We start from the raw sequence: 25,389 nt of genomic DNA, 5'->3' as shown, positions 1-25,389 counted from the left end.
TCCAACCGGGCGGACAAAGAGAACTCGGCGGCTGATGCGCACCGATAGAATCGGCTCCGTGACGACCGAGAACCCCGCTGCCTCCAGCGCCGCGACCCCGCCGACCGATGACCTGCCCGAGCAGCTGCGGATCCGGCGCGAGAAGCGTGAGCGCCTCCTGGCGCACGGCACCGAGGCGTACCCGGTCAGCGTCCCGGTCACCCACACCCTCGCGGAGGTCCGCGAGAAGTACGACCACCTCGAGGCGGGCCAGGAGACCGAGGACGTCGTCGGCGTCGCCGGCCGCGTCGTGTTCGTCCGCATCGGCGGCAAGCTCTGCTTCGTCACCCTGCAGGACGGCGAGGGCAACCGCCTCCAGGGCATGCTGAGCCTGGCCGCGCTCGGCGAGGAGGCGCTGGCCGCCTTCAAGACCGACGTCGACCTGGGCGACCATCTCTTCCTGCACGGCCACGTCGGCGCGTCGAAGCGCGGCGAGCTGAGCATCTTCGCCGACGAGTGGCGCATGGCGGCCAAGTCGCTGCGCCCGCTGCCGGTGCTGCACAAGGACCTGTCCGAGGAGGCGCGAGTCCGCCAGCGGTACGTGGACCTCATCGCGCGCCCCGCGGCCCGCGACATGGTGCGTCTGCGCTCCGGTGTGGTGCGTTCCCTGCGCGAGAACTTCTATCGCCGCAGCTTTCTCGAGGTCGAGACCCCGATGCTGCAGACCATTGCCTCGGGCGCGTCCGCGCGGCCTTTCTCGACGCACATGAATGCGTACGACCTGGAGCTGTTCCTGCGCATCGCGCCGGAGATCTTCCTGAAGAAGGCGGTCGTCGGCGGGGTCGAGAAGGTTTTCGAGATCAACCGGAACTTCCGTAACGAGGGCGCGGACTCGTCGCACTCGCCGGAGTTCGCGATGCTCGAGGCGTACGAGGCCTACGGCGATTACAACACCATCGGCGCGCTCACCCAGGATCTGGTGCAGACCGCGGCGCAGGACGTTCTCGGCACCACCCTCGTGACCCTTCCGGACGGTTCGGAGTACGAGCTGGGCGGCGAATGGGCAAATCTGCGGATGTACGACTCGCTCTCCGAAAGCCTCGGCGAGGAGATCACCGCTGCCACGTCGGTCGAGGAACTCGAGAAGATCGCGGAGCGCCTGGATGTCGAGGTCGGCAACAAGAAGATCCTCAATCACGGAAAGCTCGTCGAGACGCTCTGGGAGCACCGGGTGGGCGACCACCTGACCGCGCCGACGTTCGTGCGGGATTTCCCGGTGGAGACCTCACCGCTCACGCGCGACCACCGCACGGAAAAGGGTCAGGTCGAGAAGTGGGACCTGTACGTGCGCGGCTTCGAGCTGGCCACGGGCTATTCCGAGCTCGTGGACCCCGTGATCCAGCGGCAGCGCTTCGAGGCGCAGGCCAGGATGGCCGCCGCGGGCGACGACGAGGCCATGCTGCTGGACGAGGATTTCCTGACGGCCATGGAATTCGCGATGCCCCCTTCGGGCGGAATGGGCATGGGGATCGACCGCCTGCTCATGGCGCTGACGGGCCAGGGAATCCGGGAGACCATCCTTTTCCCGCTGGTCAAGCCGCAGGCCTGAGATATCGACCGCCCAGATGAGTTTGTGAGGATCTTGTGATGGATACGACGCTTGCGGTGCTCGCCGGGCTCACGCCCTCAGTCGGCGTGGGTCTGCTGTTCTGGTTTGCGATGCGTAAGATCCTGCGGGCGGACCGGCACGAGCGTGAGGCACTCGAGCGAATGGATCGCGAGGCCATGGCAGCGGCGGCGGAAAACACCGGGAATTCCGCTTCGCACTGATCCGGGCGGGCGAGATTATCGGGGCGGACCTGCGGGATCAAATCCGTGCACTTCACGTACCCGGGTGAAGTTTTCGTGATCGGTGTCACATGCCCATTATTGACATGTCAATATTGAGTGCGGCATGCTCGCGAACTAACCCCGGAATTTGTGGCGCGGAAGGGAAGTACCCGTATGGTTCAGAAGGTTCAGCTTGTTCTCGAAGACGACATCGATGGCGGTGCCGCCGACGAGACCGTGAACTTCGGCCTCGACGGCGTCTCCTACGAGATCGACCTCAATGCCGAGCACGCGGCCCAGCTGCGTGATTCGCTCGCTTCGTGGGTCGGCCACGCTCGCAAGGTGAAGTCCGCGGTCGCGCGGACCACCACCACGCGGCGGTCCCGCTCCGGGAGCGACACCGCCGCGGTCCGTGAATGGGCCAAGGCGAACGGCTACACGGTCAGCGACCGCGGCCGGATCGCGGCCGAGGTCCAGGACGCCTACGCGAAGGCGAACGGCTGACGCCGACGTACGCACGACGTTGGATTGCGCCCCGGCGCCCCTCGACGAGGGGCGGCCGGGGCGCCGTGCTTTCGCGGCAGGAGCATCCGTCGCACGTCATTAGGCTGATCGCATGAGCAACCCCACCATCGCCCTGTGGATCGGCACCTATCCGAAGTCCGACGCCGCACCGGGCACCGGTGAGGGCGTCTGGCGCGTCGGCATCGGCGCCGACGGCCGGTTCACCGGCGGCGAGCTCGCCGCCCCGGTCGCATCGCCGTCCTTCCTGGCGTCGGCCGTCCCGGGACGCACCCTCCTCGCGGTCACCGAGACCGAGCCGGGCACGCTCACCTCCTTCCACGTGGCCGACGACGGCGCGCTCACCCCCGTCGCGACAGTCACCTCGGGCGGGTCGAGCCCGTGCCACGTCGTGGCGACGCCGGCCGCGGCCTGGGTCGCGAACTACGGCGACGGCGTGGCCGCCGTCGTGCCGCTGGCCGAGGGCGGCGCCCTCGGTGAGCCACGGACCTTCCCGCACGCGGGCACCGGCCCCGTGACCGACCGGCAGGAGGGGCCGCACGCCCACTTCGTGCACGTGTGGGGCGACCGCGTGCTCGTCGCCGACCTCGGCACCGACGAGCTGCGCACCTACCCGCTGGACGGCTCCGGCGCGGGCGAGGTCGCCGCCGTCCTGCCGCCCGGTACCGGCCCGCGCCACCTGGTCGAGCTGCCCGACGGCACGATCCTGCTCGCCGGCGAGCTGGACTGCCGCCTGCACGTGCTGGTCCCCGCGGGGTCCGGCCGCCTGGAGCACGTCGGCTCGGTGGCGATCACCGCCCGCACCATGGCCGACGGCGCCCCCGGGTACCCCTCGCACATCACGGTGGCGGGCGACCTGGTGCACGTGGGCGTGCGCGGGCCGGACGTCCTGTCGGTGCTCCGGGTCCAGGCCGCCGGTGACCTGGCCATCGAGAACGTCGCCGACGTCGACCTCGGCGCGGGCGCCTGGCCCCGCCACCACGCGGTGCTGGCCGACGGCGAGCTCGTCGTCGTCGCAGCGCAGAACACCGACGAGCTGCTCGCGGTCCGGTTGGACCGTGCGTCGGGTCAGGGTGAGATCACCGACCGGCTGGAGCTGCCCGTGCCCGCGTGCGTCCTGGAGGCGTGATGCGCGACAGCCTGCCGCCCGATCTGGACGAGCCGGACGCCGCCCGTCCGCTCCGGATCGCGATGGTCTCGGTGCACACGTCACCGCTGGAGCAGCCCGGGACGGGCGACGCCGGCGGCATGAACGTGTACGTGCTGGAGCTGTCCAAGGCGCTGGCCCGTCGCGGCGCGCAGGTGGAGATCTACACGCGGGCGACGTCGTCCGCCCAGCCCAAGGTGACCGACGCCGGACCCGGCGTCCGCGTCATCCACGTGGCCGCCGGGCCGTACGAGGGGCTGGACAAGAACGACCTGCCGGGGCAGCTCTGCGCCTTCGCCGCGGGCGTGCTGCGCGCCGAGGCGCACCGCCCCGAGGGCTGGTACGACGTGCTGCACACGCACTACTGGCTGTCGGGCCAGGTGGGCTGGATCGCGGCGGAGCGCTGGGACGTGCCGCTGGTGCACACCATGCACACCATGGCGCGCGTCAAGAACGCGTCGCTCGCCCCGGGCGACGCGCCCGAGCCGCAGGGCCGGATCATCGGTGAGGAGCAGGTGGTCGCCGAGGCCGATGCCCTGGTCGCGAACACGGACCAGGAGGCCGCCGATCTCGTGCGCGACTACCGGGCGGACCCGGCCCTGGTGCGCGTGGTGCAGCCGGGCGTGGACCTCGGGGTGTTCGCGCCGCCGCGGTGCGCGGTGGACCCGGCCGAGCGCGACCGGCAGCAGGCCGAGCTGCGCGAGCGGCTCGTGCTGCCCGCGGACCGCAAGATCGTGCTGTTCGCGGGCCGCGTGCAGCTGCTCAAGGGGCCGGACGTGCTGGTCCGGGCGCTGGGGGAGCGGGTCTGGTCCGAGGGCGACGGGCAGCCGCCGCTGCTCGTGGTGCTGGGCGGGGCGTCCGGGCGGCCGACCGCCGTCCGTGAGCTCGAGGCGCTCGCCTACCAGGAGGGTGTGGCCGCCCACGTGCGCGTGCGGCCGCCGGTGCCACAGGAGGTGCTGGCCGACTACTTCCGCGCCGCCGACCTGGTCGCGGTGCCGTCGCACAGCGAGTCGTTCGGCCTGGTCGCGGCCGAGGCCCAGGCCTCGGGCACGCCCGTCGTCGCCGCCGCGGTGGGCGGACTGTGCACGGTCGTGGATGACGGCGTCTCCGGAGTCCTCGTGCCCGACCACGAGCCCGAGACGTGGGCCCTCGCGCTCAAGAGCCTCCTGGACGACGACGAGCTGCGCGCGCGGCTCGCCGCGGGTGCCCGGCACTCGGCTACTCGGTTCGGCTGGGACCGCGCGGCCGACGAGATGCTGGACGTGTACGAGCGGGCGCGCAAGCATCACGCCGAGGCCCGCCGGGCCTGAGGGCCGCCCGGCCCGGGGTCATGCAGGTCCAGGGTCTGAGACCACTGCCTGCGGCTTCGTCGACGCCCCGGGAAGTGCGGCAGGATGGAGCCATGACCTACACCCTCGTGCTGCTCCGCCACGGCGAGAGCGAGTGGAACGCGAAGAACCTGTTCACCGGCTGGGTGGATGTCGCCCTCTCCGAGAAGGGCGTCGAGGAGGCCAAGCGCGGTGGCGCCCTCCTGAAGGAGGCCGGGGTGAACCCGGACGTGCTGCACACCTCGCTGCTGCGCCGCGCGATCATGACCGCGAACCTCGCGCTCGACGTCGCCGACCGCCACTGGATCCCGGTCAAGCGCAGCTGGCGTCTCAACGAGCGCCACTACGGTGCCCTGCAGGGCAAGGACAAGAAGCAGACGCTCGAGGAGTTCGGCGAGGAGCAGTTCATGCTCTGGCGCCGGTCCTACGACGTGCCGCCGCCCGAGATCGAGCTGGGCTCGGAGTTCAGCCAGGACGCCGACCCGCGGTACGCGGACGCCCCGGTCGTCCGCACCGAGGCCCTGAAGCTCGTGCTCGACCGCGCCCTGCCGTACTGGGAGAGCGAGATCGTCCCCGACCTCAAGGCCGGCAAGACCGTGCTGGTCGCCGCGCACGGCAACTCGCTGCGCGCGCTCGTGAAGCACCTCGACGGTATCTCGGACGATGCCATCGCCGGGCTGAACATCCCGACGGGCATCCCGCTGGTCTACGAGCTGGACGAGGAGACGCTCGCCCCGGTCAAGCCGGGCGGCACGTACCTCGACCCGGAGGCGGCCAAGGACGCCATCGCGGCGGTCGCCAACCAGGGTCGCTGACCCCCGTTCCGAGGTAGAGCTGTCGCGAGACAGGACCGGGGCGCAACCACCGATCCGTGGTTGCGCCCCGGTCCTGTCTCTCCACAGCTCTACCTCGGCAGGACGGTCACTCCTCCGGGAAGTCGCCCGTGACCAGGAACGTCACGCGGCGCGCGACCGAGACGCCGTGGTCGCCGAACCGCTCGTAGTAGCGGCCCACGAGTGTCACGTCGACGGCCTCCTGCACGGTGCCCTGCCAGCCCGGCGCCAGGAGCGTGTTGAACGTCTCCTGGTGCAGCTCGTCGATGATGTCGTCGTCGCGCTCGAGCGCCTCGGCCACCGTGAGGTCGCGCGTGGCGAGCAGCTTGGTGGTGCGCTGCGCCACGCGGACGGCGGCGTCGTGCATCTTGGTGAAGGTCTCCCGCGCCTCGGGGACGATCGCCTGCGCGGGGTAGCGCCCGCGCGCCACCTGGGCCACGTGCCGGGCGAGGTCGCCCATCCGCTCCAGGGAGGCGCTCATGCGCAGCGCGCTCACGACCACGCGCAGGTCGGTCGCGACCGGGGCCTGCTGCGCGAGCAGGTGCACGCACCGCTCGTCGAGGGAGTCCTCGATGGCGTCGATGGTCTTGTCGGAGGCGATCACCTCCTGCGCGAGCTGCAGGTCGGCCTCCAGCAACGCCGTTCCGGCTCGGGTGATGGCGGACTCGACGAGCCTGCTCATCTCGGTCAGGTCCTCGCCGACCTGCTGGAGCTCGGCATCGAAGATCTGTCGCATCGGTTTCCTCTCGCATCCGGGGCGCGCGAACGGTTCGCGTCCGCTGTCGCGCCGCCACGAGGGCGGGCGGGGCCGACGCACGGCCGGGCCGACCGTCCGGACACGTCCCGGACGGTGCACGGCACAGCTACCGCCCGCACCCACCTAGGTTCAACGGCGCGATGTACTGGGAGGTTAACGCTCTTCCTCCCTGACATGAACAGTAGGCGACGCGATCCTGGAAGCGCCCGCCCACGTCCGCCAGCGGTTGAAACGGCGACCTACCCTGGAGGCGTGGACGGAATCATCTCCGGGGTACCGGTGCTGGTCGCCGGAATTCTCGGCGTGATCGTCGGCGTGGTCGCCACCATCGCGTTCCGCGTCTCCGAACGGCATCAGCACGCCCTGCCCCCGACCGAACCCGACGAGCTCGACGCGGGCCTCGTCCGCGTGCTCTCCGTGCTGCGGTCCGCCGCGGTGGTGCTGGACGGCGAGGACGAGGTCATCCGCGCGTCGCCGCCGGCCTACGCGCTCGGCGTGGTGCGCAACGACGCGCTGGTGCACGCGGCCATCATCGACCTGGTCGCCCTGGTGCGGCGCGACGGCGTGATCCGCGAGCAGGAGCTGGAGCTGCCCCGCGGCCCCGTGGGCCAGGGCACCGTGCTTCTCCAGGTGCGCGTCGCGCCGCTCGGCCTGGACCGGGTGCTGGTGCTCGCCGAGGACCGCACCGAGGCCCGCCGCGTCGAGGCGATCCGCCGCGACTTCGTGGTCAACGTCTCCCACGAGCTCAAGACGCCGGTCGGCGCGCTGGCGCTGCTCGCGGAGACGGTGGCCGACGCCGCGGACGACCCCGTCGCCGTCCGCCGCTTCACCGAGCGCATGCAGCGCGAGGCCGTCCGGCTGTCCGCGCTGGTGCAGGAGATCATCGAGCTGTCGCGCCTCCAGGGTGCCGGCGCCATGCCCAAGCTGACGCCGGTCCCGATCCGCGAGGTCGTGGAGGAGGCGGTCGACCGGGCACGCACCACCGCCCAGTCCAAGAACATCGCGATCACCATGGGCGGCGACCTGGACACCGAGGTCTACGGCGACCACAACCTCCTGGTCACCGCGGTCCGTAACCTGGTCGACAACGCCGTTGCGTATTCCGGGCCCGCCAGCCGGGTGGGCGTGGGCGTCAACGAGCGCGCAGGTCTCGTCGAGATCGCCGTCGTGGACCAGGGTGTCGGTATCGCGGAGGACGCGCAGGACCGCGTCTTCGAGCGCTTCTACCGCGTCGACCCGGCGCGCTCCCGCGACACCGGGGGCACCGGCCTGGGCCTGAGCATCGTCAAGCACGTCGCGGCCGACCACGGCGGCGACGTCCAGATGTGGTCCGAGCCCGGCCGGGGATCGACCTTCACCCTGCGGATCCCGTCCGCCGACCGGCCCGCCGGGGCCGGCCGCGCCGGCCGGGTCACCCCGCCGCCGCTCGCGGACGTCGTCCGCGAGGGCGAGGAGCAGGACCCGCACGACCAGCACAAGGCCGCGGACACCGTGGCCACGAACAACGAGGAGGTAGGTGCGTGACGCGCATCCTGGTGGTCGAGGACGAGGAGTCGTACCGGGACCCGCTGACGTACCAGCTGACCCGTGAAGGTTTCGAGGTGGTCGAGGCCGCGGACGGCAACTCGGCGCTCGCCGCGTACGACGCGGAGGGGGCGGACCTGGTCCTGCTCGACCTGATGCTGCCGGGGCTGTCGGGCACCGAGGTGTGCCGCGAGCTGCGGGCCCGCGGCGACGTGCCGGTCATCATGCTGACCGCGAAGGATTCCGAGATCGACAAGGTGGTGGGCCTGGAGCTCGGCGCCGACGACTACGTGACCAAGCCGTACTCGTACCGCGAGCTGCTGGCGCGCGTCCGGGCCGTGCTGCGCCGCCGGCAGCCCAACGACTCGACCGAGCAGGACGAGGACGGTGTGCTGGAGGTGGGGCCGGTCCGGATGGACGTGGAGCGGCACACCGTCGCGGTGAGCGGGGAGAGCGTCGCGCTGCCGCTCAAGGAGTTCGACCTGCTGGAGCTGCTCATGCGGAACGCCGGCCGGGTGCTGACCCGTGGCCAGCTCATCGACCGGGTCTGGGGCGCCGACTACGTGGGCGACACCAAGACGCTCGACGTCCACGTCAAGCGCATCCGCTCGAAGATCGAGCCGGACCCGGGCACGCCGAAGTACCTGCTCACGGTGCGTGGGCTGGGCTACAAGCTGGCCGACGACGAGGGCTGATCCCCGCTGAGGTGCGCCGCCGGCGTGGCGCACCTCACGGATGAAACACGAACGCCGGCCACCTTCCGTTCACCAGGCGTTTGCTCGCGCGACCGCGCCCATGAGTATTTTCGCGAAACGTGAGCACCCCCCAATACACCCGTCTCGTCTCCGCTGCCACCGCTGGCGCCCTCGTGCTGCCGTTCGCGGGCTGCGCCGCGATCGGGCTGCCCGGTTCGGAGGCCGACGCCGCCCCCACCTCCGCGGCGAGGGTGGTCGTCTCCGGCAGCTTCCAGGGCGCCGGCGCCTCGTCGCAGGAGTCGGCGATGGAGGCGTGGATCACCGGTTTCCAGGAGCAGCACCCCGAGGCCGACATCAGCTACGACCCCGTCGGGTCGGGTGACGGCCGTGAGGCCTTCCTCGCGGGCGGTACTGCCTTCGGCGCCTCCGACGTCGCGCTGAGCGACGAGGAGATGGCGGCGTCCGGCCCCGCCTGCGACGGCGGCAACGCGATCGACCTCCCCGTGTACATCAGCCCGATCGCCGTGGCCTTCAACCTCGACGGCGTCGAGCAGCTCAACCTGTCCTCGGACGTGATCGCGCGGATCTTCACGGGGCAGATCACGCAGTGGAACGACCCGGCGATCGTCGCGGCCAACCCGGAGGCGAAGCTGCCCGCCCTGGGGATCACGCCGGTGCACCGCTCCGACGACTCGGGTACCACCGAGAACTTCACCGACTACCTGCACGCGACCGCACCCGAGGCCTGGCCGCACACACCGGACGGCGTGTGGCCGCTCCCGGAGGGCTTCGCCGCGGAGGGCACGGGCGGAGTCACGGACACCGTCCGGTCCACGCCGGGCGGCATCACCTACGCCGACGCCTCGCGCACCACGGACCTCGGTCGCGCCGCGATCCTGGTGGGGGACGAGTACGTGCCGTACAGCGCGGACGCCGCCGCGGCCGTCGTCGACGTCTCGCCCCGGATCGAGAACCGGTACGAGCACGACCTCGCGTTCGTCCTCGACCGGACGATCGACAAGCCCTTCGCCTACCCGATGGTGCTCGTCTCCTACCTCGTCGTCTGCTCACGCTACGAGGACCGGGCCAAGGGCACCTTCGTCAAGGAGTTCGTCGACTACGTCGCGTCCACCGAGGGTCAGGAACGCGCCGCCGAGGCCGCGGGCAGCGCCGTCATCTCGCCGGACGTGCAGGACTGGATCGGGGCGGCCGCCAAGGCCATCTACCTTACCCAGGAGCGCCCGGAGGAGCAGGCGGGCTGACGGTCCCGGTCGGTGACCGGCAGGTGAGGCGAGCCATGACGTGCCATGGTGTGGGTGTTGCAGATCACCCCCTCCGTGATGGCTTGTTCACCTTCTGTTTACCTAGTCCTGGGGATCAGGTCATTCCCGCTCCCTAGCGTCCCCACTGACGCCGCGGCGCTCGCCGCGCGTAAGACTTGAACAGGATGGAACGACACGTGAAGATCAGCCGATTCCCCCGCGTTGGCTCCGCTGTCATGGTGGGCGCGCTCGCGCTGAGCCTCGCAGCCTGCGGGTCCGACCCGACCACCGGCGCCGAGCCCAGCGAGGCGGCGGGTGGCGAGGCCATCTCCGGCGACTTCGCCGGTGCGGGTGCCTCCTCCCAGGAGTCTGCGATGGAGGCCTGGGTCGCCGGCTTCCAGAGCGCCAACCCGGACGCCACGATCAACTACGACCCGGCCGGTTCCGGCGCAGGCCGTGAGCAGTTCCTCGCGGGCGGCGTCCAGTGGGCCGGCTCGGACTCCGCGCTCGACGACGAGGAGCTCGCCGCCTCGGCCGAGGTCTGCGGCCCCGACGGCGCGATCGACCTGCCGATCTACGTCAGCCCGATCGCCGTGGCCTTCAACCTGCCCGGCGTCGACTCGCTGAACCTCTCCTCCGAGGTCATCGCCAACATCTTCAACGGCGAGATCAAGAAGTGGAACGACGACGCCATCAAGGCGGACAACCCCGACGCCGAGCTCCCGGACACCGACATCACGCCGGTGCACCGCCTCGACGACTCGGGCACCACCGAGAACTTCACGGAGTACCTCTCCGCGACGGCCCCCGAGGCCTGGACCGACGAGCCCGACGGTGTCTGGCCGCTCGAGGGCGGCGACTCCGCCGAGGGCACCTCCGGCGTGGTCGGTGTCGTGACCGACACCGAGGGCGCCGTCACCTACGCCGACGCCTCCAAGGTCGGCACCCTGGGCACCGCCTCGATCAAGGTCGGCGAGGAGTTCGTGCCGTTCTCGGCCGAGGCCGCCGCCGCCACGGTCGACGCGTCCGACCGCATCGAGGGCCGCGCCGAGCACGACTTCGCCATCGAGGTCAACCGCACGCTGACCGACCCCAGCACCTACCCGCTGGTGCTCGTCTCCTACGCCATCGCCTGCACCAACTACGCGGACGAGGCGCAGGGCAACTTCGTCAAGGCGTTCCTCGCCTACCAGGCTTCCGAGGAGGGCCAGCAGGCCGCGGCCGACGCCGCGGGCAGCTCGCCCATCTCGGCGGCCACCGCTGAGCAGGTCAACGCCGCGATCGAGTCGATCACGGTCGGCTGACCGAGCAGCTGAACACCGGCCGGTGGCCGGACCGGCGGCGCTCTCGGCGCCGGCCGGTCCGACCACCGGCACAGCCATGTAGCCCTGTCAGTCACTGATCCCCCACACCGAGCGATGAGCATCGAGGAGCTCTTGTGACCACCACCGACAGCCCGCCGGACGCCAAGCCCGGCCGGCTGAAGCCGCCCACCCGACGGCGCAACCACGGCGACACCGAACGCGGCTTCAGCCGGGTGTTCCGCTGGATCACCACCGGGTCCGGCGCGTTCCTGCTGCTAGTCCTGGCAGCCGTCGCCGTGTTCCTCATCGCCCGCGGCCTGCCCGCGCTGACGGCGTCGCCGGAAGAGCTCAGCGGCAAGGGTGGCCTGCCCACCGGGATGAACTCGCTCTGGGACCTGGTCGGCCCCCTCGTGTTCGGCACGCTCCTGGCCGCGGCCATGGCGCTGCTGCTCGCGACGCCGGTCGCCATCGGGATCGCGCTGTTCATCTCCCACTACGCGCCGCGCCGCGCCGCGTCGGTGATCGGCTACGTGATCGACCTCCTGGCCGCGATCCCGTCCGTGGTGTTCGGCCTGTGGGGCGGGCGCACGCTGGCCCCGATCATCAGCGACGTGTGGGTGTGGATCGCCGGGGTGCTCGACTTCCTGCCGTTCTGGACCGTGAACGTGACGAACACGGGCCGCTCGCTCGCGACGGCGTCCGTGGTGCTCGCGGTGATGGTGCTGCCGATCATCACCGCGGTCTCCCGCGAGGTCTTCCTGCAGACCCCCACGCTGCACGAGGAGGCCGCGCTCGCGCTCGGCGCCACGCGCTGGGAGATGATCCGCACGGCCGTGCTGCCGTTCGGCCGGTCCGGCGTCATCTCGGCCGCGATGCTCGGCCTGGGCCGTGCGCTCGGCGAGACGATGGCGGTGCTGATGATCCTGTCGCCCGGCATCCTCTACTCGTTCCAGATCTTCGACTCGGGCCAGCAGCAGACCATCGCCGCGTTCATCGCGTCGCGGTTCGCCGAGGCCAGCGGGCTCGCGGTGAACGTGCTCATCGCCACCGGCCTCGCGCTGTTCGTCATCACCATGGTGGTCAACATGGGCGCCCGCGCGATCGTCGCGCGGCGCAAGGAATTCTCGGGAGCCAACTGATGAGCGCCACGACCTCGATCACGGACGACGCCGGCGCCGTCGAGCGCACGCGCGCCCTGCTCACCGCCGCCGACAGCGGCCGCAGGCGTACCGACCGGGCCATGACGGTCCTGATCTACGGCGCGTTCACGCTCGCCGTCATCCCGCTCGTGTCCCTGCTGTGGACGGTCGTCGTCAACGGCATCGAGCGGTTCAACGGCGACTTCCTCTTCACGTCGATGCGCGGCGTCTTCGGCGGCATGGACATGGGCGGCGCCTACCACGCCGCCGTGGGCACGCTGATGATCACGCTCACCGCGACGGTCATCTCGGTGCCGATCGGCCTGCTGGTCGCGATCTACCTCGTCGAGTACGGCCGCGGCGCGCTCGCCCGGGCCACGACCTTCTTCGTGGACGTCATGACGGGTATCCCGTCGATCGTCGCGGGCCTGTTCGCGTTCGCGCTGTTCACGATCTTCCTGGGTCCGGGCGCCAAGCTCGGGATCATCGCCGCGGTCGCACTGAGCGTGCTGATGATCCCCGTCGTGGTCCGCTCCTGCGAGGAGATGCTCAAGCTCGTCCCGAACGAGCTGCGGGAGGCGTCCTACGCGCTGGGCGTGCCCAAGTGGCTCACCATCGTCCGGGTCGTGCTGCGCACCTCCGTGGCCGGCATCACGACGGGTGTGCTGCTCTCGATCGCCCGAGTGATCGGCGAGACCGCCCCGATCCTCATCACCGCGGGTGTGTCGGACTCGATCAACTTCAACCCGTTCGACGGGCGCATGATGACTCTGCCGGTCTACATCTTCAGCCAGTACCGACAGGGACCGGTGCCCTGCCGGGAGGACGCGCTCGACTGCCTGGTCGGCATCAACTTCGACCGGGCCTGGGCCGCCGCCCTCCTGCTGATCATCATCGTCATGCTCCTCAACCTCATCGGGCGCCTCGTGACCCGGTGGTTCTCCCCGAAGCTGCGCTGACGCGCAGACCCGCCTCAGCCGCAGCTCACACGAAGGAATGATCCGATGGCACAGCGCATCGACGTGAAAGACCTGAACATCTACTACGGCGACTTCCTCGCCGTGGAGGGTGTGTCCATGACGATCGACCCCAAGTCCGTCACGGCCTTCATCGGGCCGTCGGGCTGCGGCAAGTCGACGTTCCTGCGCACCCTGAACCGCATGCACGAGGTGATCCCCGGGGCCCGCGTCGACGGCTCGGTCGAGCTCGAGGGCGTCGACCTGTACGGCGACGACGTCGACCCCGTGGCCGTGCGCCGCACCGTCGGCATGGTGTTCCAGCGCCCCAACCCGTTCCCCACGATGTCCATCCGCGACAACGTGCTGGCGGGCGTGAAGCTGAACAACAAGCGGATCTCGAAGTCCGACGCCGACGAGCTCGTCGAGTCCTCGCTGCGCGGCGCCAACCTCTGGAACGAGGTCAAGGACCGCCTCGAGAAGCCGGGCTCCGGCCTGTCGGGCGGCCAGCAGCAGCGCCTGTGCATCGCCCGCGCCATCGCGGTGAAGCCGCAGGTGGTGCTCATGGACGAGCCGTGCTCGGCCCTGGACCCGATCTCCACCCTGGCGATCGAGGACCTCATCCAGGAGCTCAAGAAGGACTACACGATCGTCATCGTGACGCACAACATGCAGCAGGCCGCCCGCGTGAGCGACCGGACGGCGTTCTTCAACATCGCGGGCACCGGCAAGCCCGGGCGCCTCATCGAGATGAACGACACCGCGACGATCTTCTCGTCTCCCGCCGAGAAGGCCACCGAGGACTACGTCTCGGGCCGCTTCGGGTGAGCGTCCGCTGAGCGGGTACGACAAGAGCCGGTGGGTCCGACCCACCGGCTCTTCGTCGTTCCTGCTGTGCTTACTCCGTGGGGGAGGCCGACGGCTCGACGACCTCGACCACGTCGACCGGGACGTAGTCCGCGTACTCCGGCAGCGTGCCGTCGAACACCGGGAGCTGGAACTCCTTGCTGTCCGCGCCGACGCTCAGGGTCGCGTCCAGGAAGTCGCCGGGCGCCGCGGTGACCAGGTCGATCAGGGCGGGCTCGCCCGCCTCGGAGTTCAGGTACACGGTGTCGCCGGCCGGGACCTCGACGACCAGCGGGCCGGCGCCGGGCGACTGGAGCGTGAACGTGGCGTCCTCGGCGCTGGTGTTGGACAGGGCGCCCAGGACGTTGCCCGGCTCGCCCTCGGCGGCGGACACGACCAGGAGGTTGATGCCACGCAGGTCCGTGTTCTCCGCGCCCAGGACGGAGACCCCGACGCCGTCGGACGGGTCGTAGTTGAGCGTCGTCGTGGTCGGGGCGCAGGCCGCCAGGAGGAGGGCCCCCGCAGCGGAGACCCCCGCGACGGCGATGGTGCGGGCGCCTCGGGCGGCGGTGGCGCGACGGGACACGGTGAACTCCCTGATGTTCGTCTGGTTCGGGCGGGGGCGGATCCCCGCAATATCCTAGTGGGCCCACAGGCGTGCCCGCGCATCGCCGAAGGTGACGAACCACCCGGTCAGGGAGTGGCAACGGTCACGGCTGCGGAACGATCCGACCGGGGGTGAAGGGGTGGTGACCACCCTCCATCCAGGCACGTGCAACGCTCTGACCTGCGCAAACGCAGTTCGTTCCGGGTCCGGGCGAACCCCAAGGGTGCAAGTTCTCCAGATCACGCCGTGGTAACCTGGTTTCAGGGAAAGGGGACATCTGCAGATGACGTTCACAGTAGGCGAGACGGTTGTCTACCCGCACCACGGCGCGGCGCTGATCGAAGAGATCAAGACCCGCAAGATTCGCGGCGAAGAAAAGATGTACCTGAAGCTCAAGGTTGCGCAGGGCGACCTCACCATCGAAGTCCCGGCGGAGAACGTCGACCTCGTGGGGGTACGCGACGTCGTCGGCCAGGAGGGTCTCGACCGCGTGTTCGAGGTGCTCCGTGCGCCGTACACCGAAGAGCCCACCAACTGGTCGCGCCGGTACAAGGCGAACCTCGAGAAGCTGGCGTCCGGCGACGTCATCAAGGTGGCCGAGGTCGTTCGCGACCTGTCCCGCCGTGACGCCGACCGTGGTCTCTCCGCAGGTGAGAAGCGCATGCTCGCCAAGGCACGGCAGATCCTGGTGTCCGAGCTCGCGCTGGCCGAGCACACCGAGGAGGAGAAGGCGGAAGCCATTCTCGACGAGGTCCTCGCTTCCTGACTTACCCACAGGGTCCCCACCACCTCGGACGGGCCGGCCGGGCCACCGGCGCGCGCACCCCACGGGATCCTTCGCTTCAATCATGATCCTGTGGGGACCCGCGACGAGATGACGACCCTTGCAATCCTGACGGCCGCCGGCTCGGGCACCCGACTAGGACGTGACCTGCCCAAGGCCCTCGTGGAGCTGGACGGCTTCCCGCTGGTGCTCCACGCGGCGCGCCGCCTGGCGGCGTCGGGGGTCGTGGACTCCCTCGTGGTCACCGCACCCGATGGTCTGACCGACGTCATGACCGACCTCCTGGCGAACGACCCGCACGTGCAGGTCCCCGTCCAGGTGACCGACGGCGGCCCCACGCGACAGGCATCCGTCGGCGCCGGTCTGGCCCTCGCCCGGTCCGGCGACGACGTGGTGCTGGTGCACGACGCGGCCCGGCCGCTCGTCCCGGCGGACCTCGTGCGGCGGGTCGTGGGCGCCGTCCGCAGCGGCCACGGCGCCGTCGTGCCCGGCCTGCCCGTCACCGACACGGTCAAGCAGGTGCGGCCGGACGGCGACGCCGAGCTCGTCACCGGTACACCCGACCGTGCGCGGCTGCGCGCCGTCCAGACGCCCCAGGGCTTCGCCCGGGACCTGCTGGTGCGCGCGCACAGGACCGGTGCCGCCCGGGCCCGCGCGGAGCACCTGGCGGCGACCGACGACGCCGGCCTCGTCGAGGTGCTCGGCGAGCCGGTGCACATCGTGCCGGGGGACGCCGCCGCCTTCAAGATCACCACCGAACGCGACCTGTGGCTCGCGTCCCTCGTGCTGCAGGAGAGCAACGCATGACCGACCCGTCGAGCACGCCCGACCTCACGGTCGCGGCACCGTACCCCCTGCCGCGTACGGGGATCGGCGTCGACGTGCACGCCTACGCGCCGGACGGCTCGGACCGCGAGATGTGGCTCGGAGGCCTGCACTGGCCCGGGGAACGCGGCCTGGCCGGCCACTCCGACGCCGACGTCGCCGCCCACGCGGCCGCGGACGCGCTGTTCTCGGCGGCGAGCCTGGGCGACCTGGGGTCGCACTTCGGGACCGGTCGTCCCGAGTGGGCGGGGGCCTCCGGTACCACGCTTCTTGCCGAGGCCGCGAGGCGCGTCCGGGCTGCCGGGTACATGATCGGTAATGTGGCTGTTCAGGTGATCGGAAACCATCCGCGTGTCGGCACGCGACGCGACGAGGCCCAGGCGGCGCTGTCTGCCGCTGCGGGCGCGCCCGTCTCGCTGACCGCGACCACTACGGACGCGCTCGGGCTGACCGGGCGTGGCGAGGGGGTCGCGGCCATCGCGACCGCGCTCGTCGTGCCCGACAGCAGGGCGGCGGCATGAACAAGCGGAAGCCGCTGGACGAACGTCGTGCCGAGATCGTCGAGGCCGGGCTGAGCGTCGCCATGCGCGAGGGCGTCGAGTCCGTGACCGTGCGCCGCGTGGCCCAGGAGGCCGGGATCTCCCTGGGCACGGTGCACTACTGCTTCGACGACAAGGACGCGATGCTGCGCGCCATGGGCCGCGCCATCGCCATGCGGGCGTCGGAGCCCATGATCTCCGCGCTGTCGGCGGGCCCGGACCGCGCGACGCTGGCCGAGACCGCCGTCGACGCCCTGCTGACGGGTTTGAAGCAGCACCAGCACATGCGGCTGCTGACCTTCGAGTTCGCGGTCTCGGGCGCGCGGACGCCGGTGCTGCGCGAGGTCGCTCAGGCGCACCTCAAGCAGAGCATCGTGATGACGCGGGAGTACCTGCAGAGGCTGGCCGACGTCGCCGAGGCCAAGTACCGGACCGACCTCGACGCGCTGTCGCGGACGGTGGCGATCCGGATCGACGGCATCGAGCTGGCCTGGATGGTCGACCAGGACGACGCCGCCGCGCGCTCCGCGTTCGCCGACCTGACGCACGACGTCTTCGACGACATGACGCCCTGAGCCGGCGACCTCCGGCCGGGCGTCATCCCGCGAAGACCCGCTGGGTGTAGGGGTTGGCGAACACACCCTGGGGGTCGGCTGCCTCGCGCGCCCGGCGGAAGTCCTCGAAGCGGCGGTACTGGCCCGCCAGGTACCCGGCGTCGCGGGTGTGCATCTTGCCCCAGTGCGGGCGCCCGCCCACGGCCGTGAAGATCTGCTCGGCGGCGTCGAAGTATCGCGCGTACGGCAGCTTCCAGTACTGGTGCACGGCCACGTACGCGGTGTCGCGGCCGTAGGCGGTCGACAACCAGACGTCGTCGGCCGGAGCGAAGCGCACCTCGACCGGGAACGGGATGTTCTCGCCGGTGGACCGCTGCCAGGCGTCGAGCTGGTCGAGCACCTGCACCACCGCGGCCCGGGGCACGGCGTACTCCATCTCGCGGAACCGCACGCGCCGGTGCGTGCAGAACACCTCGTGCGACGGCGCCGTGTAGCGGCGCGAGCTCAGGGCGCGGGCCGAGATCGCGTTCAGCGTCGGGGTCGCCGCCGGGACGAGCGTGGCGATTCGGTTGACGGTGCCGAACAGCGCGTTGGACAGCACCTCCTCGTCGATGAACGAGCGGACGGCGCCGGCCGCCTTGCGCAGGCCGTGGCCCAGGCCGGAACCGGCGTTCGTCCCGGCGTCGACCCGCGTGTTGCGCAGCGTCAGGGCGCGGCGCGTGGCGGGGAACCAGTAGAACTCGAAGTGGTCGCTGCCTGCCACGAGGTCGTCGAGCTCCTCGAACACGCGGTCCAGGGGCCAGGGCTCCTCGACGGCGAGCAGGTCGAACGCGGGGACGGCCTCGATGGTCACCGTGCTCAGCACGCCCGTGGCGCCGAGGCCGAGGCGGGAGGCCTCGAACAGGTCGTGCCGCTCGGTGGGCGCGGCGCGCACGACGTCGCCGTCGGGCCCCACGACGGTCAGGGCGCGCACACGGGTCGCGAGGCCGCCGAACCGGGCGCCCGTGCCGTGCGTACCCGTCGAGATGGCGCCCGCGACCGACTGCCGGTCGATGTCGCCGAGGTTCTGCATGGCCAGGCCGCGCTCGGCGAGGTGCCGGTTGAGCTGGTGCAGCCGCATGCCCGCGCCCACCGTGACCAGGGCGTGCCCCGTGTCGGGGTCGCGCTCCACGCGGTGCAGGGCGTCCAGGTGGTCCAGGTTGAGCAGCACGCCGTCGGTGGCCGCCGCCGGCATGAACGAGTGCCCGGCGCCGACGGCGCGCACCGTGTGCCCGTCCTTGACGGCGCGCCGCACGGCGTCGGACAGCTCGTCCTCGGAGGCCGGCTGCTCGAGTCGTGCGGGCGTGGCGGTCACGTTGCGTGCCCAGTTCGTCCAGATCACGGGAGCACTATCCCACGGGCCCGCTCAGGGGGACAGAACCGGAGTAGCGTTCGGGCATGAGCTCCGCAGCAGACACCGCCGCGCGGCTTTCCGCCGCCACGTCCGGCCTGCCGGCCCCGGTCGCCGTGGTCGACCTCGACGTCTTCGACACCAACGCCCTCGACATCCTCAAGCGGGCCGACGGCATGCCTGTGCGGGTCGCGTCGAAGTCCGTGCGGGTGCGCTCCCTCGTCGACCGGGCGCTCGGGCACGGGTTCGCCGGTGTCATGGCCTACTCGCTGCGCGAGGCGCTGTGGCTGGTCGGCCAGGGCACGCACGACGTGCTGGTCGGGTACCCGACGGTGGACCGGGAGGCGCTGGCCGCGCTGGCCGCCGATGCCACGGCACGCGCGGAGATCACCCTGATGGTCGACGACGTGGCCCACCTCGGCCTGATCGCCGCCGCCGAGGAGCGGGCCGGGGCGGGCGGGCCGGAGGCGGCCGCGTCGGCCGCGCGGCCGGTCCAGGTCTGCCTGGACGTCGACTGCTCGCTGCGGGTCGGCGCCGGGCCGCTCGTGGCGCACCTGGGCGTCCGCCGCTCGCCGCTGCGCGAGCCCGGCGACGTCGCCGCCCTGGCGACAGTGGCCCAGGCCAAGGGCCTCGCGGTGCGCGGCCTGATGTTCTACGAGGCCCAGGTGGCCGGTCTGCCGGACACCAGCCCCGCGGTCCGGGTCGTCAAGCGACTCACGATGCGCGAGGTGAACGAGCGCCGGGTGCGGATCCTCGCGGCGGTGCGCGACGCCGTCGGGCACGAGGTGGAGCTGGTCAACGCGGGCGGGACCGGGTCGATCGAGGTGAGCGGCAGCGCGCCCGGAGTGACGGAGGTGACCTCCGGCTCCGGGCTGTTCGTGCCCGGGCTGTTCGACGGCTACCGCTCGTTCGAGGCGCGGCCGGCGGCGTTCTTCGGCCTGGACGTGGTCCGCGAGCCCGCTCCCGGCTGGGTGACGGCGTTCGCGGGGGGCTACGCGGCGTCGGGCCAGGCCGGCACGCTGCGGCTGCCGCGCCTGTTCACGCCCGGCTACACGCTGAGCGGGACCGAGGGCGCGGGCGAGGTCCAGACGCCGCTCAAGGCCACCCGGGCGGGCGGCGGCATGCTCCGCACCGGGGACCGGGTCTGGCTCCGGCACGCGAAGGCCGGCGAGATGATGGAGCGGTTCGACCAGGTGCACCTCGTGCGGGGCAGCGAGATCACCGAGACCGTGCCGACGTACCGGGGCGAGGGCCGCAACTTCGGCTAGGCCGCCGGTGCGGGATCGGGTAGAACAAGCCCATGCCCACACTGCACCACCGCAACCGGCCGATGACGGGTCGCGACCCGCACGAGCCGTCGCGCACGGCGACCCCGCTGGAGCTGCTGTTCGACCTCACGTTCGTGGTCGCGTTCGGGGTGGCCGGCGAGCAGGGCGCGCACCTGCTCGCCGAGGGGCACGCCGTGTCCGGCGTCGTCGGGTTCGCGTTCTCGATGTTCGCCATCTGCTGGGCGTGGATCAACTTCACCTGGTTCGCCTCCGCGTTCGACACCGACGACTGGTTCTACCGCGTCACCACGATGGTGCAGATGATCGGCGTCGTGATCCTCGCGCTCGGGCTGCCCGAGATGTTCCGGTCCCTCGACGAGGGCGACCGCGTGCACAACGAGGTCATGGTCGCCGGGTACATCGTGATGCGGCTGGCCATGCTCGTGCAGTGGCTGCGCGCGGCCCGGCAGGCGCCCGAGTACCGCGCCACCTGCATGTCGTACGTGCGCACGCTGGTCATCACGCAGATCGGATGGCTCGTGCTGGCGGTCGCCCCCGTGACGGTCCCGGTCTTCTTCGCGGGCGGCGTGCTGCTCGGGATCGCCGAGATGGCGGGACCGTACGTCGCCGAGCGGTACCGCACGGCCGGCCCCGGCCAGAAGAGCACGCCGTGGCACGCCCACCACATGGCGGAGCGCTACGGGCTGCTCGCCATCATCACGCTCGGCGAGGGTGTCATCGGCACCGTGGCGTCGCTGTCCGCCGTCGTCGAGCACTCGGGGTGGACGCTCGACGCCGCTCTCGTGGCGCTCGCGGGCACGGGCCTCACGTTCGGCCTCTGGTGGACGTACTACCTCACGCCCGACGCCGAGCTCCTGCACCGGCACCGGGAGCGGTCGTTCACCTGGGGCTACGGCAACATCCTGGTCTTCGCGGCGCTCGCCGGCGTAGGGGCCGGGCTGCACGTGGCCGGCTACTACCTGGAGGGGCACTCGCACCTCGGCGCCCTCGCGACGGTGCTGGCGGTCGCCGTGCCGGTGCTGGTGTTCGTGGTGGCCGACTACGTCCAGTTCTGGATCCTCAGCCGGGCGGTCAGCCCGCTGCACCTGTACCTGGTGCTCGGCACGGTCGCGATGCTCGCCGTGGCGGTCGGCGCCGCGGCGGCGGGCGTCGGCATGGCATGGGCCCTGCTCCTGGTGATGCTCGCGCCGGCGATCTCGGTCGTCGGGTACGAGGCGCGCGGGCACCGGCACGTGGCCCGGCTGCTCGGGGAGGGGACCGATCAGGAACTCGGGCAGGAAAAGGGTGCCTGACCGCCGGTACCCTTGACAGGTGACTATTCGCCTGTTTGACACCGCTGCGCGCGAGGTGCGCGACTTCGACCCCATCACCCCGGGCGAGGTCGGCATCTACCTGTGTGGCGCCACCGTGCAGGCACCCCCTCACGTAGGCCATCTGCGCCCCGTCATCGCGTTCGACGTGCTGCGGCGCTGGCTCACCCGCCGGGGCCTGAAGGTCACCCTGATCCGCAACGTCACCGACATCGACGACAAGGTGCTGGCCAAGGCGGCCGCCGCCGGCCGGGAGTGGTGGGCGCACGCCGCGCTGTACGAGCGCGTGTTCACCGAGGCGTACGACGCGCTCGGCGTCATCCCGCCTACCTACGAGCCGCGGGCCACCGGCAGCGTGCCCGAGATGATCGCGCTCATGGAGCGTCTGGTCGAGAAGGGCAACGCCTACGCCACCGGCGAGGGCAACGTCTGGTTCGACGTCCACTCGTGGCCCGCCTACGGCGAGCTGACCCGACAGCGGGTCGAGGACCTCAGCCCCGAGGAGGGCGCCGAGGCCACGGCAGGGACCGCCGCCGCGGCCAAGAAGAACCCGCACGACTTCGCACTGTGGAAGGCTCCCAAGCCCGGCGAGCCCGAGTCGGCGTCGTGGGACACCCCGTTCGGCCGCGGCCGGCCGGGCTGGCACCTGGAGTGCTCCGCGATGGCCCGCCGCTACCTGGGCGAGACGTTCGACATCCATGGCGGCGGCCTCGACCTGCGGTTCCCGCACCACGAGAACGAGCAGGCGCAGTCGCGGGCCGCGGGCTACGAGTTCGCCCAGCGCTGGATGCACGTCGCGTGGGTCACGCAGTCCGGCGTCAAGATGTCGAAGTCCCTGGGCAACGGGCTGCTGGTCAGCGAGCTGCTGGCCCAGGCGCCCGCCCCCGTCGTCCGCTACGCCCTGGTGGCCGTGCAGTACCGTTCCATGCTCGAGTGGGCGCCCGACACCCTGGAGGAGGCCCGCACCACGTGGGAGCGCCTGTCGGGCTTCGTCACGCGCGCCTCGGAGCGTGTGGGCGACGTCCCCGCGGAGGAGGTCGCCAAGGCCGAGCTCCCCGAGGCGTTCGCCGCCGCGATGGACGACGACCTCAACGTGCCGCAGGCGCTCGCCGTCGTGCACGAGCACCTGCGGGCGGGCAACACGGCCCTGGCCTCGGGGAGCGACGCCGCAGTCCGCGACGAGCTGGTGACGATGCGTGCGATGCTGGACGTGCTGGGCCTGGACCCGGCCGACCCGCAGTGGTCGACGTCGGGCGACGACCGGTACGCGACCGCCCTCGACGGGCTGGTCGCGGCCGAGCTGAAGGCCCGCGCGGAGGCGCGGGCCGCGAAGGACTGGGCCACCTCCGATGCGATCCGGGACCGCCTCGCGGCCGCCGGGATCGAGGTCCAGGACTCCGCCGACGGGGCCCGCTGGGCCCTCTCCTGATCTGACACCCCGGCTGAGAGACGAGACACAAAGATGGCAGGCAACTCCAAGCGCGCCGGTGCGGTGCGCAAGGCCGGCTCCAAGAAGGGTGCGCAGGTCGGCACCGGCGGGCACAGCCGCAAGGCGCTGCGCGGCAAGGGGCCGACGCCCAAGGCGGAGGACCGCACCTACCACCCCGCGCACCAGCGCAAGGTCGCGGCGGAGAAGCGCGCCGCCACGGGGCAGCGCCGGCCGGGCGGCCCGGGCGGTCGCGGTGCCGGACGCAAGGGCGCCGGCGCGCCCGAGGTGGTCGCCGGGCGCAACTCCGTGCTGGAGGCGCTCCGCGCGGAGATGCCCGCCGAGGGCATCTACCTGGCCTCGCGCCTGGAGTCGGACGACCGCACCAAGGAGATCCTGGAGATCGCGCACGCGCGCAGCCTGCCGATGTTCGAGGCGTCCCGCGTCGACCTGGACCGGCTCACCGACGGCGCGGTGCACCAGGGCGTCGCCATGAAGGTGCCGCCGTACGACTACCGGGACGCCGACGACCTGCTCGACGTCGCGGCGGAGGCGGGCCAGCCGCCGCTGATCGTGGCGCTGGACGGCATCACCGACCCCCGCAACCTCGGGGCCGTGCTGCGGTCCGCGGGCGCGTTCGGCGCGCACGGCGTGCTGGTGCCGGAGCGACGCGCGGCGGGCGTGACGGCGTCGGCCTGGAAGGTGTCCGCGGGCGCGGCCGCGCGCGTGCCGGTCGCACGTGCGACCAACCTGGCCCGTGAGCTGGCCGAGCTGAAGAAGTCCGGCTGCTTCGTGGTGGGCCTCGACGCCGGCGGCGACATGCCGGTGGGCGAGCTCGCGTACGCGAACGACCCGCTGGTGCTGGTCGTCGGCTCGGAGGGCAAGGGCCTGTCACGCCTCGTGCGCGACGCGTGCGACGCCGTGCTGTCGATCCCGATCGCGGCCACGACCGAGTCGCTGAACGCCGCCGTGGCGGCGGGCATCACGCTCTACGAGGTGGCCAAGCAGCGCGCGGACGCGAGCTAGGCCCTAAGCCTGCTGCTCGGCCTCGCCCGGTGCGAGGCCGAGCAGGGCGTCCTCGTCGGGGCGGTGCCGCAGCACGTTCTCGACGTAGGACTTGGCGGCCTCGGGCAGCGGGATGTCCCGCTGCGCCTGCTGCGAGATGAACCAGCGGTGGTCGAGGATCTCGTGGAAGAGCTGCGCGGGCTCCAGCTTGCGTCGCATCTCCTTGGGCACGGCGTCGATCGTGGGGCGGAAGACCTGGCGGACCCAGGCGTGCGCCACGATCTGCTCCTGGTCGTTCTGCCGGTCGGTCGCGGCCCGGAAGCTGTCCAGGTCGTTGAGCATGCGGCGCGCCTGGTTCTCCTGGACGTCCAGGCCCGTCAGGCGCAGCAGCCGGCGCGAGTGGTGCCCGGCGTCGACCACCTTGGGCTGGATGCGCACCTTGGTGCCGTCGATGTCCGTGGTGATCTCCAGCTCGCCCACGTCGAAGCCCAGGTCGTTGAGCCGTTCGATGCGCGCGGCCACCCGCCAGCGCTCCTCCTGGTCGAACGCCTCGGAGATGGTCAGGGCGGCCCACAGCTCCTGGTAGCGCTCCACGAGGGCGTCGCCGATGGACACCTCGTCGACGTCCTCGTCGAGCAGCTCGCCCGCCGCGAGGTCCATCAGCTCGCCGATGATGTTGGTGCGTGCCAGGTCGACGTCGTAGTTGCGCTGGCCGTCGGTGAGCTGCCGGTGCATGTCGCCGGTCTCCGCGTCCACCAGGTAGGCCGCGAAGGTCTCGGCGTCGCGCCGGAACAGGGTGTTGGACAGCGACACGTCGCCCCAGTAGAAGCCCACGAGGTGCAGGCGCACCAGGAGCACCGCCAGGGCGTCGATGAGGCGCGTGGCGGTATCGGGGCGCAGGTCCTGGCTGAACAGGGCGCGGTACGGCAGCGAGAACGGCAGGTGCTCGGTGATGAGCACGGCCTCGAGCCGCTCGCCGTCGGGCGCGCTGCGGCCCGTGATGACGCCCACGGGCACCACGGAGGGCACCTCGATGCGGTGCAGCTGCCGCAGCAGGGCGTACTCGCGGTAGGCGACGGTCTCGCCGATCTCCTTGATGGCCAGGACCCGGCCGCCGTGGTTGACGAACCGGACCACGTGCCGCGAGATGCCCTGGGGCAGGGCGGCGAGGACCTCGTCGGGCCACTCGGCCAGCGGGACGTCCCACGGGAGGTCCAGCAGAGTGGGGTCGGGCGCCACCGCGGTGATCTGGAGGTTCTGCTGGGGCATGGGCACCATTCTGCGCTGGGCCGGCCGGGCGGCCGGGCAGGCGGGGTCCGCCGGGGGCGGAGTCGTGAAAGGCCTGCGGGGTGTGTTGCTCGGAGTAGACATTGTCTACCCCGAGCAACACACCCCGAGGATGTCACCGTTCCCCGGCGAGCCGGGGGAGCAGGCCCTGGCCTATGTGGCCGGGCCTGCCGTCAGGCGTCGGTTCAGCCGAGGCGCTCGCCCGTGGTGGCGGAGAACACGTGCGAGTGGCCGGCCTGGATGGCGACGGA

General features: G+C 71.5%; 25 protein-coding genes. 21 read left to right on the top strand and 4 right to left on the bottom strand.

Translation table 11 applies throughout. The annotated features are described in order from the left end of the window. The first annotated feature begins 34 nt into the window (after positions 1-34). The 6 genes from lysS to ACH47X_RS24345 all read left to right on the top strand — a co-directional run bounded on the left by lysS (position 35) and on the right by ACH47X_RS24345 (position 5,621). Complete coding sequence (gene lysS, locus ACH47X_RS24370) at positions 35-1,588, top strand: lysine--tRNA ligase (RefSeq protein WP_397407692.1); 1,554 nt, start codon at positions 35-37, stop codon at positions 1,586-1,588. Between the two features lie 38 nt (positions 1,589-1,626). Then, on the top strand, positions 1,627-1,809 hold the full coding sequence (locus tag ACH47X_RS24365) for a hypothetical protein (RefSeq protein WP_036964055.1): 183 nt from the start codon (positions 1,627-1,629) through the stop codon (positions 1,807-1,809). A 174-nt stretch (positions 1,810-1,983) separates the two neighbouring features. Then, positions 1,984-2,313, top strand: coding sequence for a histone-like nucleoid-structuring protein Lsr2 (locus ACH47X_RS24360; protein ID WP_020017955.1), 330 nt, complete (start codon positions 1,984-1,986; stop codon positions 2,311-2,313). 112 nt (positions 2,314-2,425) lie between these two features. Beyond that, a complete protein-coding gene (locus tag ACH47X_RS24355; RefSeq protein WP_397407690.1) occupies positions 2,426-3,460 on the top strand; it encodes a lactonase family protein in 1,035 nt (344 codons plus the stop codon). After that, the gene (gene mshA / locus ACH47X_RS24350) at positions 3,460-4,788 is read left to right on the top strand and encodes a D-inositol-3-phosphate glycosyltransferase (RefSeq protein WP_397407688.1); all 1,329 of its coding nucleotides are present in this window, start codon (positions 3,460-3,462) and stop codon (positions 4,786-4,788) included. The genes ACH47X_RS24355 and mshA overlap by 1 nt, the downstream gene beginning before the upstream one ends. Before the next feature lie 92 nt (positions 4,789-4,880). Next, the gene (locus ACH47X_RS24345; RefSeq protein ID WP_036964059.1) at positions 4,881-5,621 is read left to right on the top strand and encodes a phosphoglyceromutase; all 741 of its coding nucleotides are present in this window, start codon (positions 4,881-4,883) and stop codon (positions 5,619-5,621) included. 106 nt (positions 5,622-5,727) lie between these two features. On the opposite strand, the gene phoU is transcribed toward ACH47X_RS24345, so the two are convergent. Then, a complete protein-coding gene (gene phoU / locus ACH47X_RS24340; RefSeq protein ID WP_020017959.1) occupies positions 5,728-6,375 on the bottom strand; it encodes a phosphate signaling complex protein PhoU in 648 nt (215 codons plus the stop codon). A gap of 273 nt (positions 6,376-6,648) precedes the next feature. Here phoU and ACH47X_RS24335 point away from each other — a divergent pair, with 273 nt between their 5' ends. From ACH47X_RS24335 to pstB, 7 genes are all read left to right on the top strand, one after another. Next, on the top strand, positions 6,649-7,920 hold the full coding sequence (locus tag ACH47X_RS24335) for a sensor histidine kinase (RefSeq protein ID WP_397407685.1): 1,272 nt from the start codon (positions 6,649-6,651) through the stop codon (positions 7,918-7,920). Further along, the gene (locus ACH47X_RS24330) at positions 7,917-8,615 is read left to right on the top strand and encodes a response regulator transcription factor (protein ID WP_020017961.1); all 699 of its coding nucleotides are present in this window, start codon (positions 7,917-7,919) and stop codon (positions 8,613-8,615) included. The genes ACH47X_RS24335 and ACH47X_RS24330 overlap by 4 nt, the downstream gene beginning before the upstream one ends. 119 nt (positions 8,616-8,734) lie before the next feature. Further along, positions 8,735-9,877 carry a phosphate ABC transporter substrate-binding protein PstS gene (gene pstS, locus ACH47X_RS24325; protein WP_397407684.1) on the top strand — a complete coding sequence of 381 codons (1,143 nt, stop codon included), beginning with the start codon at positions 8,735-8,737 and terminating at the stop codon, positions 9,875-9,877. 236 nt (positions 9,878-10,113) lie between these two features. Then, positions 10,114-11,181 (top strand): phosphate ABC transporter substrate-binding protein PstS, encoded by a 1,068-nt coding sequence (gene pstS, locus ACH47X_RS24320; protein ID WP_142043128.1) that lies wholly within the window; start codon positions 10,114-10,116, stop codon positions 11,179-11,181. Positions 11,182-11,315: 134 nt separating this feature from the next. Then, positions 11,316-12,320 carry a phosphate ABC transporter permease subunit PstC gene (pstC, locus tag ACH47X_RS24315; protein ID WP_036964068.1) on the top strand — a complete coding sequence of 335 codons (1,005 nt, stop codon included), beginning with the start codon at positions 11,316-11,318 and terminating at the stop codon, positions 12,318-12,320. Next, the gene (gene pstA / locus ACH47X_RS24310) at positions 12,320-13,279 is read left to right on the top strand and encodes a phosphate ABC transporter permease PstA (RefSeq protein ID WP_397407682.1); all 960 of its coding nucleotides are present in this window, start codon (positions 12,320-12,322) and stop codon (positions 13,277-13,279) included. Before pstC ends, pstA begins: the two co-directional genes overlap by 1 nt. A 45-nt stretch (positions 13,280-13,324) precedes the next feature. Next, on the top strand, positions 13,325-14,104 hold the full coding sequence (gene pstB / locus ACH47X_RS24305; protein WP_020017966.1) for a phosphate ABC transporter ATP-binding protein PstB: 780 nt from the start codon (positions 13,325-13,327) through the stop codon (positions 14,102-14,104). Positions 14,105-14,174: 70 nt separating this feature from the next. Here the strand turns inward: pstB and ACH47X_RS24300 are convergent, their stop codons facing one another. Beyond that, on the bottom strand, positions 14,175-14,708 hold the full coding sequence (locus tag ACH47X_RS24300; RefSeq protein ID WP_397407679.1) for a hypothetical protein: 534 nt from the start codon (positions 14,706-14,708) through the stop codon (positions 14,175-14,177). 304 nt (positions 14,709-15,012) lie between these two features. Between ACH47X_RS24300 and ACH47X_RS24295 the strand changes: the two genes are divergently transcribed. The 4 genes from ACH47X_RS24295 to ACH47X_RS24280 all read left to right on the top strand — a co-directional run bounded on the left by ACH47X_RS24295 (position 15,013) and on the right by ACH47X_RS24280 (position 17,452). Then, positions 15,013-15,495, top strand: coding sequence for a CarD family transcriptional regulator (locus ACH47X_RS24295; RefSeq protein ID WP_020017968.1), 483 nt, complete (start codon positions 15,013-15,015; stop codon positions 15,493-15,495). A 108-nt stretch (positions 15,496-15,603) separates the two neighbouring features. Next, on the top strand, positions 15,604-16,320 hold the full coding sequence (gene ispD, locus ACH47X_RS24290) for a 2-C-methyl-D-erythritol 4-phosphate cytidylyltransferase (RefSeq protein WP_397407677.1): 717 nt from the start codon (positions 15,604-15,606) through the stop codon (positions 16,318-16,320). Then, positions 16,317-16,859, top strand: a complete 543-nt coding sequence (gene ispF, locus ACH47X_RS24285) for a 2-C-methyl-D-erythritol 2,4-cyclodiphosphate synthase (RefSeq protein ID WP_397407675.1) — start codon at positions 16,317-16,319, stop codon at positions 16,857-16,859. Before ispD ends, ispF begins: the two co-directional genes overlap by 4 nt. After that, the gene (locus ACH47X_RS24280) at positions 16,856-17,452 is read left to right on the top strand and encodes a TetR/AcrR family transcriptional regulator (RefSeq protein WP_051432605.1); all 597 of its coding nucleotides are present in this window, start codon (positions 16,856-16,858) and stop codon (positions 17,450-17,452) included. The genes ispF and ACH47X_RS24280 overlap by 4 nt, the downstream gene beginning before the upstream one ends. A 22-nt stretch (positions 17,453-17,474) precedes the next feature. On the opposite strand, the gene ACH47X_RS24275 is transcribed toward ACH47X_RS24280, so the two are convergent. Next, complete coding sequence (locus ACH47X_RS24275) at positions 17,475-18,812, bottom strand: D-arabinono-1,4-lactone oxidase (protein ID WP_397407674.1); 1,338 nt, start codon at positions 18,810-18,812, stop codon at positions 17,475-17,477. 56 nt (positions 18,813-18,868) lie between these two features. On the opposite strand from ACH47X_RS24275, the gene ACH47X_RS24270 reads away from it, so the two are divergent. The 4 genes from ACH47X_RS24270 to rlmB are packed head-to-tail and all read left to right on the top strand — an operon-like array spanning position 18,869 to position 23,872. Beyond that, positions 18,869-20,089: an amino acid deaminase/aldolase gene (locus ACH47X_RS24270; RefSeq protein WP_397407671.1), complete on the top strand. Its 1,221-nt coding sequence runs from the start codon at positions 18,869-18,871 to the stop codon at positions 20,087-20,089. A 32-nt stretch (positions 20,090-20,121) separates the two neighbouring features. Next, positions 20,122-21,402 carry a low temperature requirement protein A gene (locus tag ACH47X_RS24265; RefSeq protein WP_397407669.1) on the top strand — a complete coding sequence of 427 codons (1,281 nt, stop codon included), beginning with the start codon at positions 20,122-20,124 and terminating at the stop codon, positions 21,400-21,402. Positions 21,403-21,421: 19 nt separating this feature from the next. Next, entirely contained in the window at positions 21,422-22,849 is a 1,428-nt protein-coding gene (gene cysS / locus ACH47X_RS24260) for a cysteine--tRNA ligase (RefSeq protein ID WP_397407667.1), read from the top strand. 33 nt (positions 22,850-22,882) lie between these two features. Then, the gene (gene rlmB / locus ACH47X_RS24255; protein WP_397407665.1) at positions 22,883-23,872 is read left to right on the top strand and encodes a 23S rRNA (guanosine(2251)-2'-O)-methyltransferase RlmB; all 990 of its coding nucleotides are present in this window, start codon (positions 22,883-22,885) and stop codon (positions 23,870-23,872) included. 3 nt (positions 23,873-23,875) lie between these two features. Here the strand turns inward: rlmB and ACH47X_RS24250 are convergent, their stop codons facing one another. Further along, on the bottom strand, positions 23,876-25,120 hold the full coding sequence (locus ACH47X_RS24250; protein WP_020017978.1) for a DUF4032 domain-containing protein: 1,245 nt from the start codon (positions 25,118-25,120) through the stop codon (positions 23,876-23,878). Positions 25,121-25,389: the final 269 nt, after the last annotated feature.

The organism is Promicromonospora kroppenstedtii (genome assembly GCF_044389675.1).
Classification (GTDB): Bacteria; Actinomycetota; Actinomycetes; order Actinomycetales; family Cellulomonadaceae; genus Promicromonospora; species Promicromonospora kroppenstedtii.
Note: the sequence above shows the minus strand (reverse complement) of the source record. Positions and strands in the feature narration are given on the sequence as shown.